This window comes from Paenibacillus sp. FSL M7-0656, assembly GCF_038003225.1.
Taxonomy (GTDB): Bacteria; Bacillota; Bacilli; order Paenibacillales; family Paenibacillaceae; genus Paenibacillus; species Paenibacillus amylolyticus.
Genome location: NZ_JBBOOT010000001.1, coordinates 5,725,002 through 5,738,660 on the forward strand (window position 1 = coordinate 5,725,002; position 13,659 = coordinate 5,738,660).

Annotated in this window: 14 protein-coding genes and 1 other annotated feature (1 of these 15 cut by a window edge); all 14 genes read left to right on the top strand. The window is 47.5% G+C overall.

The window, feature by feature from the left end:
- Nucleotides 1-62: 62 nt before the first annotated feature.
- The gene (locus MHI01_RS25195; protein WP_036673600.1) at nt 63-1,439 is read left to right on the top strand and encodes a bifunctional folylpolyglutamate synthase/dihydrofolate synthase; all 1,377 of its coding nucleotides are present in this window, start codon (nt 63-65) and stop codon (nt 1,437-1,439) included.
- A gap of 56 nt (nt 1,440-1,495) precedes the next feature.
- Complete coding sequence (gene murC, locus MHI01_RS25200) at nt 1,496-2,815, top strand: UDP-N-acetylmuramate--L-alanine ligase (protein ID WP_047841184.1); 1,320 nt, start codon at nt 1,496-1,498, stop codon at nt 2,813-2,815.
- A gap of 116 nt (nt 2,816-2,931) precedes the next feature.
- Nucleotides 2,932-4,158: an SPOR domain-containing protein gene (locus MHI01_RS25205; protein WP_164783275.1), complete on the top strand. Its 1,227-nt coding sequence runs from the start codon at nt 2,932-2,934 to the stop codon at nt 4,156-4,158.
- A 145-nt stretch (nt 4,159-4,303) separates the two neighbouring features.
- Nucleotides 4,304-4,546 carry a DUF4321 domain-containing protein gene (locus MHI01_RS25210; RefSeq protein ID WP_047841183.1) on the top strand — a complete coding sequence of 81 codons (243 nt, stop codon included), beginning with the start codon at nt 4,304-4,306 and terminating at the stop codon, nt 4,544-4,546.
- Nucleotides 4,547-4,640: 94 nt separating this feature from the next.
- Nucleotides 4,641-5,252 (top strand): Maf family protein, encoded by a 612-nt coding sequence (locus tag MHI01_RS25215; protein WP_036673538.1) that lies wholly within the window; start codon nt 4,641-4,643, stop codon nt 5,250-5,252.
- 37 nt (nt 5,253-5,289) lie between these two features.
- Nucleotides 5,290-5,979 carry a RadC family protein gene (radC, locus tag MHI01_RS25220; RefSeq protein WP_036673540.1) on the top strand — a complete coding sequence of 230 codons (690 nt, stop codon included), beginning with the start codon at nt 5,290-5,292 and terminating at the stop codon, nt 5,977-5,979.
- Between the two features lie 183 nt (nt 5,980-6,162).
- A complete protein-coding gene (locus MHI01_RS25225) occupies nt 6,163-7,197 on the top strand; it encodes a rod shape-determining protein (RefSeq protein WP_017692612.1) in 1,035 nt (344 codons plus the stop codon).
- Between the two features lie 185 nt (nt 7,198-7,382).
- On the top strand, nt 7,383-8,255 hold the full coding sequence (gene mreC, locus MHI01_RS25230) for a rod shape-determining protein MreC (protein ID WP_127548268.1): 873 nt from the start codon (nt 7,383-7,385) through the stop codon (nt 8,253-8,255).
- Nucleotides 8,255-8,788 carry a rod shape-determining protein MreD gene (mreD, locus tag MHI01_RS25235; RefSeq protein WP_036605906.1) on the top strand — a complete coding sequence of 178 codons (534 nt, stop codon included), beginning with the start codon at nt 8,255-8,257 and terminating at the stop codon, nt 8,786-8,788. Before mreC ends, mreD begins: the two co-directional genes overlap by 1 nt.
- Nucleotides 8,789-8,862: 74 nt before the next feature.
- Nucleotides 8,863-9,525, top strand: a complete 663-nt coding sequence (gene minC, locus MHI01_RS25240) for a septum site-determining protein MinC (RefSeq protein ID WP_017692615.1) — start codon at nt 8,863-8,865, stop codon at nt 9,523-9,525.
- A gap of 3 nt (nt 9,526-9,528) precedes the next feature.
- Nucleotides 9,529-10,323: a septum site-determining protein MinD gene (gene minD / locus MHI01_RS25245; protein ID WP_017692616.1), complete on the top strand. Its 795-nt coding sequence runs from the start codon at nt 9,529-9,531 to the stop codon at nt 10,321-10,323.
- Between the two features lie 149 nt (nt 10,324-10,472).
- Entirely contained in the window at nt 10,473-11,324 is an 852-nt protein-coding gene (locus tag MHI01_RS25250; RefSeq protein ID WP_076320302.1) for a M23 family metallopeptidase, read from the top strand.
- A complete protein-coding gene (locus tag MHI01_RS25255) occupies nt 11,317-12,177 on the top strand; it encodes a M50 family metallopeptidase (protein ID WP_036605910.1) in 861 nt (286 codons plus the stop codon). Before MHI01_RS25250 ends, MHI01_RS25255 begins: the two co-directional genes overlap by 8 nt.
- A 106-nt stretch (nt 12,178-12,283) precedes the next feature.
- The gene (locus tag MHI01_RS25260) at nt 12,284-13,534 is read left to right on the top strand and encodes an Rne/Rng family ribonuclease (protein ID WP_036605911.1); all 1,251 of its coding nucleotides are present in this window, start codon (nt 12,284-12,286) and stop codon (nt 13,532-13,534) included.
- 56 nt (nt 13,535-13,590) lie between these two features.
- Nucleotides 13,591-13,659: a sequence feature (ribosomal protein L21 leader region), on the top strand; it runs 16 nt beyond the window's last position.

Below are 13,659 nucleotides of genomic sequence, written 5' to 3' on the forward strand. Positions count from 1 at the left end.
GGAGAGCCATTATGCCATCCGGCCGCTTTTTTCACTCAAACTCGGGACCGAAGGTGAATCAGATGACGGAATTAGACGGGACAGATGCAGCAGCTCCTTTACTTACGTACAACGAGGCCGTGGACTGGATCAATGGCCTTATTCCTTTTGGCATCCGACCTGGATTGGAACGAATCGAGAGTCTGATGTCCATGTTAGGCAATCCACACCAACGTCTCAAATTTATTCATGTCGCGGGAACGAACGGCAAAGGTTCGACTTGCGCTTTTTTGACGTCAGTGCTTCTTCAGGCTGGATATGATGTGGGTACCTTTACGTCGCCTTATATCACCAAGTTTACAAACCGTTTTCAATACAACGGTGAGGATATTCCTGAAGAAATCCTGCTTAAGCTCTCGAACCGATTACATCCACTGGTCATGGAAATGGCCTCCACTCCGCTTGGATCACCCACAATGTTTGAGGTGTCCACGGCTCTGGCGCTTCTGTACTATGCAGAGGAGTGTTACCCTGACGTTGTGGTATGGGAGACGGGGCTAGGGGGAAGGATGGACGTAACGAATATTGTCGCACCTGTTGTGTCCGTCATCACCAACATTGGTATGGATCATACGGATGTGCTTGGAGATACGATTGAGCAGATTGCTGGAGAAAAGGCAGGTATTATCAAGCCGGGAGTACCCGTTGTGACTTGCGCGACTCAACCCGAAGCTGTGAAGGTGATTCAGGAGAAAGCACAGCAGCTTCAATCAAGCGTGTATTTGGCTGGAGATCAATTCTCATATCATAGACTGGACAGCAATGAGAACGGACAATCTTTTCATTTTACAGGCCCGTTCCGTGATCTGGACGTTCGCATACGCATGCAGGGTTCACATCAATGTGACAATGCAGCGGCCGCACTTATGGTGCTTGAATTGCTTAGACAATACATGGCATTTATGCTGGATGACAACGATATTGCACTTGGACTGGAGAATGCTTTCTGGGCAGGAAGATTCGAAAAAGTCGTCGATGAACCCCGAATTGTGCTTGATGGAGCACATAATCCGGAAGGGGCAGAGTCACTGGCCAAGAGCATTATGGATGTCTATCCGCACAACAAGTTAATTTTGATGATGGGTATGTTGGCAAATAAGCATCACGAAGCGTATTTGCAGCATATACTGCCACTAGTGGATACGCTGATCCTGACCGAGCCAGATTTCCGACGCAAAATGGATGCAGCCGAATTGCTGCAGATTGTCGAACGGGTACGTCCCGCCATTGCGAAGCAGGAACTGGAAATCATCGTCGAGCCCGAATGGGCAAAGGCACTTGATCTATTGAAGTCACGGACGGAAGCGGAAGATCTGGGGGTGGTCTCCGGCACACTGTACCTGATTGCGGATGTGCGGGCAGCCCTTTTGCATCAAACCGATTCTGAAAAAGGTTGGTGAAAGTTTTGTTAAATACATCGGAACACGTTCATTTTATAGGGATTGGCGGATATGGCATGAGTGCCATCGCAAGAGTTATGTTGGAAATGGGATACACCGTTACCGGATCGGATGTCGCTTCACAGGAGTTGACCGAGAAGTTGGCAGCCAAGGGAGCGAAAATATATATTGGACATACGGCAGAGCACGTCACTGGAGCAGATCTTGTTGTCTACTCTACAGCAGCGCCTGCTGATAATGTGGAACGGGTAGCAGCTGCAGAGCTGAACATTCCGATTCTGCATCGTTCCCAGATGCTTGCACGTTTGTTGAACGAACGTAAAGGTGTGGCTGTAGCTGGGGCTCATGGTAAAACAACCACTTCATCCATGATTGCACTTGTTATGGATAAATGTGATACAGATCCGACATACATTATTGGCGGAGAAATCATGAATGTGGGTACCAACGCGAAGGCCGGTCAAGGCGACTGGGTAGTCGCTGAAGCGGACGAGAGCGATGGTTCATTTTTGCAGTACCATCCATGGCTCGGTATTGTAACCAATATTGAGGCAGATCATCTGGAGAATTACAACAGTGATTTTGAGGAGCTCAAAAGGGCTTATGTGCAGTTCCTGAGCCAGATTCGTCCGGAAGGAACAGCGATTGTGTGTTCTGACGACGAGAATGTTCAAGCGATTTTGCCAGAACTCAAGTCACGGATTACAACCTATGGTATTGATCGTGCTGCAGATTATACGGCAACGGATATTGTATTGGGCGATCGCCGTATCTCCTTTACGATGAATCATCAGGGTGCTGCTATGGGCACGGTGGAATTATCAGTGCCGGGTAAGCATAACGTTTATAATGCGATGGCTACTGTGATTACCTGTCTGGAAGCAGGCATTCCATTTGAGAAGATTGTGGCAGCTATCATCCAGTTCCATGGAGCCAAACGTAGATTCCAGGTATTGGGCGAGGCGCGCGATATGCTGATCATCGATGATTATGCTCATCACCCGACTGAGATTGAAGCTACCATTAGTGCCGCCAAAGCAACGGGCAAACGCATTATTGCGGTATTCCAGCCACAGCGTTATACGCGGACGTTCTTCCTGCTGGATGCGTTCAGTCGTGCTTTCGCGGAAGCGGATGAGGTGCTTATTACGGACATCTATTCTCCTGCGGGCGAAAAACAGATCGAAGGGGTAACCTCAGCCCGACTGGTTGAACTGATCGTTCAAAACAGTAATGCTTCTGCACGTTACCTTCCTACAAAAGAAGAAGTGGTAGCTGATCTGCAACATCGTCTGCAGCCAGGAGATCTTGTGATTACGATGGGCGCAGGTGATATTTGGAAAGTCGGCGATACACTTGCCAAAGGTTTGAAATAGATCAATTGAGAAATCGCCTGTCTTCGATACGAAGCAGGCGTTTTTTGCGTTATATGGAATGTATTCTCCAGTCTCTGCATATAGCTTATATAAATGGGACAAAGGAGAGGGTACGGGTGAGCAATGCTAGAATGACGTTTCGCTTCGGGGATCATGAGTCGGACAAGCCTGAAAACAAGAGGATATCTGCGTCCAGTCCATTGGTGACGTTAAGTGAAGAATTACCGCATAATCAACCGCTAACGCCTAAGATGGATACAACCCCATCATGGACGCCTGAGGATATCCCCGGAGACTGGGGAGAGACGGTGCTGACAAGCTCTACTGTACCTGAACCTGACGAACGGGTGAGTCATGATTCGAACTTGAACTTGGATGAGGCCCATTATTTTGGGAACCGTTCCGGTTACGGTTATGTTAATCACACCGATAATCCGGAGGAAGAGCGTCGTGATCTGCCCAATATCCATGATGATCAAGGCCACGACTGGCTTGCAGATTCGGAGAACTATTCCTATAAACGCAATCGCCCTCCAAGGGGATGGAAAATGATTGGTTCTGTCACTGGGGCACTTGTTACCGGAGCGCTTTTTGGTATGGTTATTCTTTCGTTTTTTAATAAAGAAGGAGCCGCGAAGCCAGGCGATCTTCTGCCCGTCAATCAGGCAGTTTCTACTGTGACGGGTCAGGAGGGGACTGCAGGTACAGAACAGCAACTTCAGACAGCTACGACTGGCAGCACGTATTATGCACTTCAATACGGTGTATTCAGTTCTCCTGAACGTGCTGAGCAGGCCAAGCTTGAGCTCGCTCAGGCAGGTATAGCCGCAGGTTCTGATCCTGAAGACGGCAATCGAGTATATGCAGGCATTTCGGCTGATCGTGAAGAGGCCAAGCTACTTAGCTCCAGGCTAAAAGCCCAGGGAGTTGAACTGTATGTCAAGGAGATTGTGAACCCTGAGATCAATCCGGCTATATTCGGTGGCAAGCAAGAGGATGTGCAGCTTTTCTTCACAAACAGTTCTGCACTGGTGGAACAATTATCTACCTTGTCCATTCAGCAGCTGGGACAGTCTGTTCCGGCAGCAGTTTCTACAGAAACGATGACCGCGATTCAAAATAAGCACGAGTCATGGCTGACGGGATTGAATAGTCTTACACCTGGCCTGACCGCAGATGTACAACCTATTATTGGTGGAATGGAGAAATCAATGAACAGTGCAATTACGGCTATAGCGGAGTACAACAAAAACCCGGATGATGTACACATGTGGTCCGTGCAGTCCGATCTGATGGAATATGTACTACAGCAGAAAAAATGGCTCGAAGCGATAAAGCAGTAACATGCTCTTTCCCATAACAACGCTTGGAAATACCCATCCGGCAAGGAACTGGAAATAGTTCCCCTTGCCGGATTTGTGTTTGTATTGACGTACAAAACCCCGTATAATAATGTGGGTGTCAAAAAATGGCGAGGGAAGATTACCGATGAAAAAAAACTTCGGCATGTTATTGCTGTTTCTGCTGCTCGGCTGGATGGCCGGAGCGTGGATCGCCAAGGCACTGCAGCCTGTAAAGGCAGTAGCCTTTCTTACGAAAGCCACGACCATACGTTGGTCGCCACAGGCTGATCTGGATATTATCAGTTATGATATTTCACTTCAATTTCAAATGAGCCTTCTGAGTCTGATCGGTATGATTGCCGCTGTGTGGCTTTATCGCAGACTGTAGGAGAATGACGAGTTATGACGAAAAAAATTAAACCAGTGACATCTATTATCGTGATTCGGACAGGATGTTGCCGTGGCATAAGGAGCCGTTCATTTTGGATAACACACAACAGCGCCCTATTATTCTGGCCTCCACATCGCCTCGGCGCAAAGAACTGATCGCATCACTCCACCTAGCGTTTGATGTAATACCAAGTCATGCCAATGAAGATACACCACCAGAGTGGACACCTGAACAGACGGTACAGGAACTTGCTTTGCGCAAGGCGCTTGCCGTGTATCGTGGGCTTGAAGGCCGCGAGCAGGAAGCCATTATTGTTGGTAGTGACACCGTTGTTGTTCTGGATGGTGAGATTCTAGGCAAACCCTTAGACGAAGCGGATGCTGAACGTATGTTATCAAGACTGCAGGGGCGCGTACATCGGGTGTTCACGGGTGTCGCTTGTATTGATGCGGGCAATGGACAGTCGTTAGTTCATTACCGCCAGACCGATGTAACGATGAAAGAGCTGTCGGATGCGACCATCCGTGCTTATGTGCAGACAGGTGAGCCTTCAGATAAGGCAGGATCATATGCCATTCAGGGCATTGGTGCTTCACTGATCGACCGCATTGAAGGATGTTACTTTAATGTGGTTGGCTTGCCGCTATCTTTGCTAAGTGATATGTTGGACGGGTTCGGCGTACATGTGTTGCCACGAACATGAATGAAGCCAAATGTTGTGAAATGAAAAGAGGGAACATATGGAGTCGCCTCAATACATGATGCGCGACATCCCCCAGGAAGAACGCCCGAGAGAACGCATGATGGAATACGGGGCGGGCGCCTTAAGCCATGCTGAATTGCTGGCAATTTTACTTCGAACAGGCACAAGACAGGAATCCGCGGTGCATATGGCACAGCGGATTCTGGCCGAAGCGGGTGGCATTCGCTCGTTGATGGATTTGAGTCTGGAAGAACTGACCGCGATGAAAGGGATCGGCAATGCCAAGGCTGTGCAATTAAAAGCTGGCATTGAGCTGGGTCATCGGATTGCCAAGAGCAGACTAACTCAGTCGACTTCAATTCGTACACCGCGTGATGCAGCTGATATCCTGATGGAACAATTGCGTTACTTGCAAAAAGAACATTTTGTGTGTCTCTTTCTGAATAGCAAAAATCATATTATTGCCCAGGAAACACTCTCCATGGGCAGCCTTAACGCTTCGATTGTACATCCACGTGAAGTGTTCCGGGCTGCCATCAAATGTAGCAGCGCATCGATTGTGTGCGCACACAACCATCCGAGTGGTGATCCTACGCCCAGTCCGGAGGATATCCAAATAACCAAGAGACTGATTGAAGCAGGCGCTATTGTTGGCATTGACGTGCTTGATCATATTATTATCGGAGATGGAACGTACGTAAGTTTGAAGGAGAAGGGCTTAGTATAATATAATGGTTGGCGTTGATGTTTTCCTATGAATGTTAACGGCGTTGTCCGTAAAAGATAGGTTCACTTTACAAATGCAAAAAAACAAATGCGAATATTAGCTCCACGTATTGCGTGGGAATAAAATTATTACGCTCTGGATCAGAATGGAGCGGCTATATGAGGCAGAAAAGGAGATTATGTTATGTTTGGTGGTTTTACGAAAGATTTGGGTATTGACTTGGGGACAGCAAATACGTTGGTTTATGTACGAGGAAAAGGAATTGTGGTGCGAGAACCTTCGGTTGTCGCTATACGGACAGATACAAATAGCATCGAGGCAGTAGGTGAAGCCGCCAAAAAAATGATTGGACGTACACCAGGTAACATTCGTGCCATTCGTCCAATGAAAGATGGCGTTATTGCCGATTTTGATACAACGGCAACGATGATCAAATATTTCATCCGTGAGGCGCAAAAACAACGCTCTATGTTCCAGCGTCATCCAAACGTGATGGTATGTGTACCATCCGGGATCACAGCAGTAGAACAACGTGCGGTTGAAGATGCAACCAAACAGGCTGGAGCACGTGAAGCCTATACGATTGAAGAGCCTTTTGCTGCTGCAATCGGTGCAGATCTGCCTGTATGGGAACCAACAGGTAGTATGGTTGTCGATATTGGTGGCGGTACAACGGAAGTGGCTGTTATCTCTCTTGGTGGTATTGTAACGAGCCGTTCGGTTCGTGTAGCAGGTGACGAGATGGATGAATCCGTTATCCAGTACATCAAACGCCAATACAATCTCATGATCGGTGAGCGTACATCGGAGCAATTGAAGATGGACATCGGATCAGCAATGCCATTGGAGCAAGTAGAAACGATGGAAATTCGTGGACGTGACCTTGTAACAGGTCTGCCGAAGACAATTACGATTACTTCGGACGAGATCAGTGAAGCGCTGGCTGATACCGTGAATGCAATTGTTGAAGCGGTAAAAGTAACACTGGAAAAATGCCCGCCTGAACTTGCTGCCGATATCATGGATCGGGGTATCGTTCTTACAGGTGGTGGGGCTTTGCTTCGCAACCTGGACAAGCTTCTCGCTGGTGAGACAGGAATGCCTGTCATTGTGGCTGAGAACCCGCTGGATTGTGTAGCCATCGGAACAGGTAAAGCGCTTGAGAATATTCATTTGTTCAAAAGCAGAAGCAGTTCGGCAGTTCGTTCCAAACGTTAATTGGTATTTGCCTAACTTGGCATAGCGACCAAGTGGCAAGATATCTTTATAGAGGACCCGGTTAACCCCGGGGATGAGCTATTACCCGCTTAACAGGGGAGGATCGGCTGATATTCTCGCAGGGACTACAGGTCTGACAGTCTCCCCGCCGGGCATGGCTCGGAAGAGAATATGGATGTTAGAGGGTGTTCGAACTGTTTAAACTGCTAGGCAACAAAAGACTTTTTGTTTTGCTGGTGGGCCTTGTTACATTTATCGCGTTAATGGGCTTTACGCTCAGTCCGCGAACCACTCTATCCTGGCCGGAGAAATTCCTGAAGGATTCAGTTGGATTTGTACAATACGTATTTTACAAGCCCGCTTCCTATGTAGCGGGCTTTTTCAAAGATGTAGCGAACATGCGTACGGTATATGATGAGAATGAAGAGCTTCGCATCGCGATGGGTCACTATACCCGGGATCGGCTGAAGTACAATGATATGGAGCAAGTGAATGAGCAACTTCAGAAAGCGCTCAATTTCACAGAAGAACAGAAGAATCGCTATAATTACGGTTCACGAATTGCTCAGGTTATCAGTGCTAATTCGGATCCAAACAGCAGAACCATTAACATTGATATCGGTGAAAATGCGGGAATCAAGCCGGGGATGGCCGTTACCTCCCAGGAAGGGCTGGTCGGCGTGATCAGTCATGTCAGCTCATATACATCAACGGTTAATCTGTTAACGTCCATGGACGCCAATGATCCGACATCCAATGCCATTGCAGCAACGGCAGTAGGTAAGGAGAAAGTATTTGGTATGATTGAGAGTTATGATCCGAAGACGGGCATGCTCAAAATGACCAAGATCTCGGAGGATTCTAATATCAAAGAGGATGATGAGATTATCTCCTCCGGAATTATTAACAATTTTCCGAAGTACATGCGGATTGGTAAAGTGAAGAGTGTCGAGAAAAGTGAGTATGGTTTAACAAAAACAGCTACAATTGAGCCATATGCAAGTTTCCTTGACTGGAAAGAGCTGATTGTCATTATCCCGCCTGAGGTAAAAGAATAATGGTAACGCGCAAGCAAGTTCTGTTCCTGTTACTATTCGTTTTGTTCATTGCGGAAGGCACAATTTTACCGCTGCTCATCCCTTCTGGCTGGCAGATGCGTATTTCTGCCAATCTGGTCTATATCGTAATTTTGTTTATCGCTGTATATCATCATCGTCACACGGCACTAGTACTCGGTATATTTTTTGGACTATTGCATGACGTTGTATTCTACGGCGAGATGATTGGACCTTATGGATTCTCGATGGGATTATCGGCATATATGATGGGACTCATTTTTCAAGCACCACGTGCACCACTGCCGGTTATGGTATCGGTTGTCATTTTGGGAAGCCTGCTTAATGACACCATGCTATTTTTCCTGTACAAGCTCTTCCAACTTAACCACGTGACCTTTGACTGGGCGTTGATTGAATACATGATTCCTAATTTGTTCATTCATTTTGTGTTTGCCTTGATCATTTATGTCCCGCTTCGGAAACAACTGGAGCGGATCGGCAAGAGACGGAGCAAGACAGAAGAAGCTTCCTAAATACATTTATGGAGCGCAAAGCAGGAACTTGGGGCCCCGGGCACGAAATGTAATGAGATGGGAGGGACAGGCTTATGACGGTAAAATCGAATCACGTAACGATTAAAGGCATCCGAGACGGCCTGGTTTTCCTGTTGGACGATCAATGTGAATTCGAGGAATTGCTCTATGAGCTCCGCTATAAGCTGGAACACAGCCATCAAAATATTTTGACCGGACCGATTGTTCATGTGGATATCAAGTTGGGTGCCCGCGAAGTGACAGAGGACCAGAAAGAAGCAATCCTCGATATATTGAAGCAAAAAGGGAATCTGCTTATTCGATCCATCGACTCACCTGCACTCCAACCGGAGGTTAAAGGACCACCGCCGATTGTAACCATGTGTGGTATGGTGCGTTCAGGTCAGGTGCTTCATCATGAAGGAAATCTCCTGTTTCTTGGGGATATCAATCCGGGGGGCACAGTGACGTGTACCGGAGATATATATGTGTTGGGTTCACTCAGAGGTATGGCTCATGCCGGAATTGGCGGGGACGAGGAAGCGATCATTGCCGCTTCGGTATTTGCACCGACGCAGCTGCGGATTGCGGATATCATCAGTCGTCCTCCCGATGAATGGGAGAGCCGAGAGACCGGAATGGAATTTGCTTACTTACAGGACAATCAGATGCAGATAGACAAAATGAGCAATATCGTTCGGTTACGCCGAGATTTTAATGTGTTTAAAGGAGTGTAGCTCATGGGAGAGGCGATCGTGATCACTTCGGGTAAAGGCGGCGTGGGTAAAACAACCACCTCGGCAAACATCGGGACAGCGCTGGCGTTGCTCGGCAAAAAGGTTTGTCTGGTAGATACCGATATCGGCCTTCGTAATTTGGATGTCGTGATGGGACTCGAAAACCGTATTATTTACGATCTGTGCGACGTTGCGGACGGCCGCTGCCGTCTGAATCAGGCTTTGGTCAAAGACAAGCGTTTCGAAGAATTATATATGTTGCCTGCGGCGCAGACGAGAGACAAAAACTCAGTGTCGCCAGAACAGGTCAAGGATATTATCCTTGAATTGAAAAAAGATTTTGAATACGTCATTATTGATTGCCCAGCCGGCATAGAGCAGGGTTTCAAAAATGCGGTAGCAGGAGCAGATCAGGCCATCGTGGTCACTACACCGGAAAATGCTGCAGTACGTGATGCGGATCGTGTCATCGGCCTGCTGGAGAGTTCGCACATTCAATCACCAAAGCTGGTGGTGAATCGAATTCGTAATAATATGGTTAAATCGGGTGACATGTTAGATATCGATGGTATTTTACAAGTACTTAATATTGACCTGATTGGCATCGTGCCTGATGATGAACTGGTCATCAAAGCGGCCAATTCAGGAGAACCTACCGTCATGAATCCGGATTCACTTGCGGCAATTGCGTATCGCAACATTGCACGACGCATTCTGGGAGATACGGTCCCATTGATGCAGCTGGAGCAGAAAAAGGGTGCTTTTACTCGTTTCAAAAAGTTCTTGGGAATGGGTTAACTCATTTAAATGGACTTATTCATTATCTGATTACATGACAGCCGTGGCTTATAGCCCGGCTTTTTTTGTTACCTGCGGGCAGGCTTGTTCATATTATCAACCACCTCTTCATAGGATGTAGTAAACAAGCCTCGGCGGGAGGACATTCCATGAACACGAAACTCAGAATCAAGCAGAGACGAGAAGAACGTATCCGGCGACTGATGGATGGTGCCACTGTGGAGGTCTTACAGGAGCAGAAATTAGGTTCACTGTTGGACAAGAATGAGATCATACACCCGAAACCATTTACGCCGCCTAGTGAGGGGACACAGGAAAGAGATCCGGAATGGTTGTGGAAAAAAGAGAATGGTCATTTCGTTCCAGGAGGGCATTCGAGATTCAACCTGTTCAAGTCACTTCTCAAACGGACGGTTATTAGCGCTTTGATATTTGGCGGAGTATGGGGTCTATTTCAGTTGGATACATCGTGGACGACATCACCCAAAACAGTAATTGCGGATGCACTCCATCGGGATATGGATTTTGCCTCAGCAGCGGCTTGGTATGAACGGCATTTTGGAGGAACGCCTTCGTTTCTTCCGGTCCTCGGACATACGACGGATGCCGTGAACGGATTGAAAGTAAGGCAGTTACTGGGCAAACCGATCTCAGGCACAGTGGTTCAGCCATTCGCGCTGAGCATGAAGGGAATTGAGATCGTTCCGGATGCCGCAGGTGCAGAACTTATACAGGTCGCAAGTTCTGATGCTGGGCGTGTCATGGAGGTTATCGGAGATGCAGCAAGTGGATTCACAGTTGTCATCCAACATACAGGCAATGTCACGGCAATATACGGTCGGCTGAACGAAAGTGAAGTGAGCGTGAATGATTGGGTGGAAGCGGGGAATCCAGTGGGGAGTCTCAAGGCTACGGGTGGTGAACAACCGGCCACGCTCTATTTTGCAGTCAAAGAGGGGGAGGAGTACGTAGACCCGGCGGAAGTTGTTGCCCTTGATTAGGGTGTGGGGAGTCCATATTACGTTTCATCCGTTTTTTGTAATTATCATGATGGCCTCCCTTCTGACTGGACATTTTATTGAGCTTATTACGTTGTTTGCCATCGTATTCATTCATGAATGTGGACATGCTGCGGCGGCAGCACTTCTGGGCTATCGTGTCTTGTCGATCCAGATGCTTCCTTTTGGAGGAGTTGCGGTTATCGAAGATGGAGGTACGATCACGGCCTACCGGGAAATCATGATTGCTCTGGCTGGTCCATTACAAAACATCCTGATGGTTGGCGTGGTTATGCTGTTGCAGTATGGCAATCTGGGCGATCCGGTATTTCTCAACTATATCATTCAGGGGAACCTGCTCATTGCCCTATTTAATCTGTTGCCTGTACTTCCTCTGGACGGAGGTAAAGTTGTTCAGGCACTTGTCAGTCTGTGGGCACCTTACTATACAACATTAATGTGGACTTACAGAATTAGCATTCTGTGTAGCGTAGGGGTTATTTTATATGCTATCAGCCGATGGTTTACTGGAGACTACGGCCTACCGCTCAACATTCTGTTAATCGGCCTTTTTTTGTTCTATTCCAACGTAACGGATTACCGAAATGTGCCCTATCGCTTTATTCGTTTTCTGATGAATCGAGAGGGTGCGTTTGCTCGTCACGCGGCTACTGGCAGTTTGGCGCAGCCAATAATCTCATTCCCGGCGAAACCTTTGGACACTATTTTGCGTCTATTAAAGAGAGAAAGATACCATATGGTATACGTGATGAACAGACAGGGTCGAATTATGGCCGTCTTGCCTGAGCAACGGATTATCGGTTCCTATTTTCAACAAAATGGTAATAAATTGTAGTGTTCTGGTGGACCTGTTCTGAAATGGGTTAATATATGTACAATGAGAATTGAAAAGATACTGAAATGGATGTGGATGATTTGAATTGTCTTCTAGAGGTGAAGCCATGAAACAAATGATAGTACATAATGAACATAACCTCATGCAAATGGCGCTTCTGGAAGAAGGCAAAGCTGTGGAATTTACGGCAGAGCGTACACGTGATCGTGGACTGTTGGGTTCCTTTTTCAAGGGACGGGTCGTGAATGTGTTACCAGGTATGCAAGCTGCTTTTGTGGATATTGGTCAGAAAAAGAATGCGTTTCTCTATGTGGACGATGTGTTGCATCCCCATCTGGAGAAACAGCCCAAGGTGAAGCCTTCCATCTCGGAGTTGCTTCGTCCGGGTCAGGAAGTCATTGTTCAGGTTCTGAAAGAACCGGTAGGAGGCAAGGGAGCCCGGGTGACGACTCATTATTCACTCCCGGGCCGTTGGCTTGTCTACATGCCTGTTGCTGACTACGTAGCGGTATCCAAGAAAATTGCCCGTGAAGGGGATCGTTCCCGTCTTAAGGCACTTGGGGAGCAACTGAGGCGGGATGAAGAAGGACTTATTATTCGGACCGTATCTGGAGAAGAGCAGCATGAAGCCATTAAGTCGGACTTGGAAACATTACGCGCGCAGTGGTATCTGATTCGTGAAAAAGCGGACAGTTTGCCTTCACCAAGCCTCTTGCATAGGGATCATAGCATGGTACAGCGAATCATCAGAGATGTGTATACGCCAGGGAGTGACGAAGTCATCACTGATAGTGAAGGACAAGCCCGTGAGGTAAAAGCATTGCTCGAAGAGATTAGTCCTGGTCATCAACCCAAAGTACAGGTGTATCGGGGAACAGAATCCATCTTTGCTGCCTATGGTGTGCAGGAACAGTTGAATAAGGATTTTGCTCGGAAAGTGTGGTTGCCCGGAGGCGGATACATTGTTATTGATCATACCGAAGCTCTGACTGTAGTGGATGTGAACACGGGTAAATATACGGGAGCAGGCGGTGACAGTCTGGAAGAGACCGTGACAGAGACTAACATACAGGCAGCAGTGGAGATTGCCCGTCTAATGCGCCTGCGGGATATCGGTGGCATGATTATTGTCGACTTCATTGATATGGAGGAAGCTTCGAATCGGCATGAAGTCGCAGCAACCTTGGAGGGTGAGCTCAAGAAGGATCGGACCAAAGCATTTGTAATGGGTTGGACCAAACTGGGTTTGCTCGAACTTACCCGTAAGAAAGTGCGGGAAGAAAGTACGTTGCCCTATGTGGAGCCGTGTTCTTCCTGCCATGGAACGGGAAAAAGATATATTTCACCTTTGCATTGATTTTTGATATATTGCGTGATATAATCTTCAAGTATGTGTTTAGCCTAATGGTCTTGCACATGCTGTAACCGCACTGGCCGGGTATAAGAACAGTTCCGCAAGGACACTGTCACCTGAGAACGGGC

Excerpts from the sequence above, each read along its gene's own strand:
- MHI01_RS25195 (WP_036673600.1), top strand. The coding sequence starts at position 63 with ATGACGGAATTAGACGGGACAGATGCAGCAGCTCCTTTACTTACGTAC.
- murC (WP_047841184.1), top strand. The coding sequence starts at position 1,496 with ATGAGTGCCATCGCAAGAGTTATGTTGGAAATGGGATACACCGTTACC.
- MHI01_RS25210 (WP_047841183.1), top strand. The coding sequence starts at position 4,304 with ATGAAAAAAAACTTCGGCATGTTATTGCTGTTTCTGCTGCTCGGCTGG.
- radC (WP_036673540.1), top strand. The coding sequence starts at position 5,290 with ATGGAGTCGCCTCAATACATGATGCGCGACATCCCCCAGGAAGAACGC.
- MHI01_RS25225 (WP_017692612.1), top strand. The coding sequence starts at position 6,163 with ATGTTTGGTGGTTTTACGAAAGATTTGGGTATTGACTTGGGGACAGCA.
- mreD (WP_036605906.1), top strand. The coding sequence starts at position 8,255 with ATGGTAACGCGCAAGCAAGTTCTGTTCCTGTTACTATTCGTTTTGTTC.
- minC (WP_017692615.1), top strand. The coding sequence starts at position 8,863 with ATGACGGTAAAATCGAATCACGTAACGATTAAAGGCATCCGAGACGGC.
- minD (WP_017692616.1), top strand. The coding sequence starts at position 9,529 with ATGGGAGAGGCGATCGTGATCACTTCGGGTAAAGGCGGCGTGGGTAAA.
- MHI01_RS25250 (WP_076320302.1), top strand. The coding sequence starts at position 10,473 with ATGAACACGAAACTCAGAATCAAGCAGAGACGAGAAGAACGTATCCGG.
- MHI01_RS25260 (WP_036605911.1), top strand. The coding sequence starts at position 12,284 with ATGAAACAAATGATAGTACATAATGAACATAACCTCATGCAAATGGCG.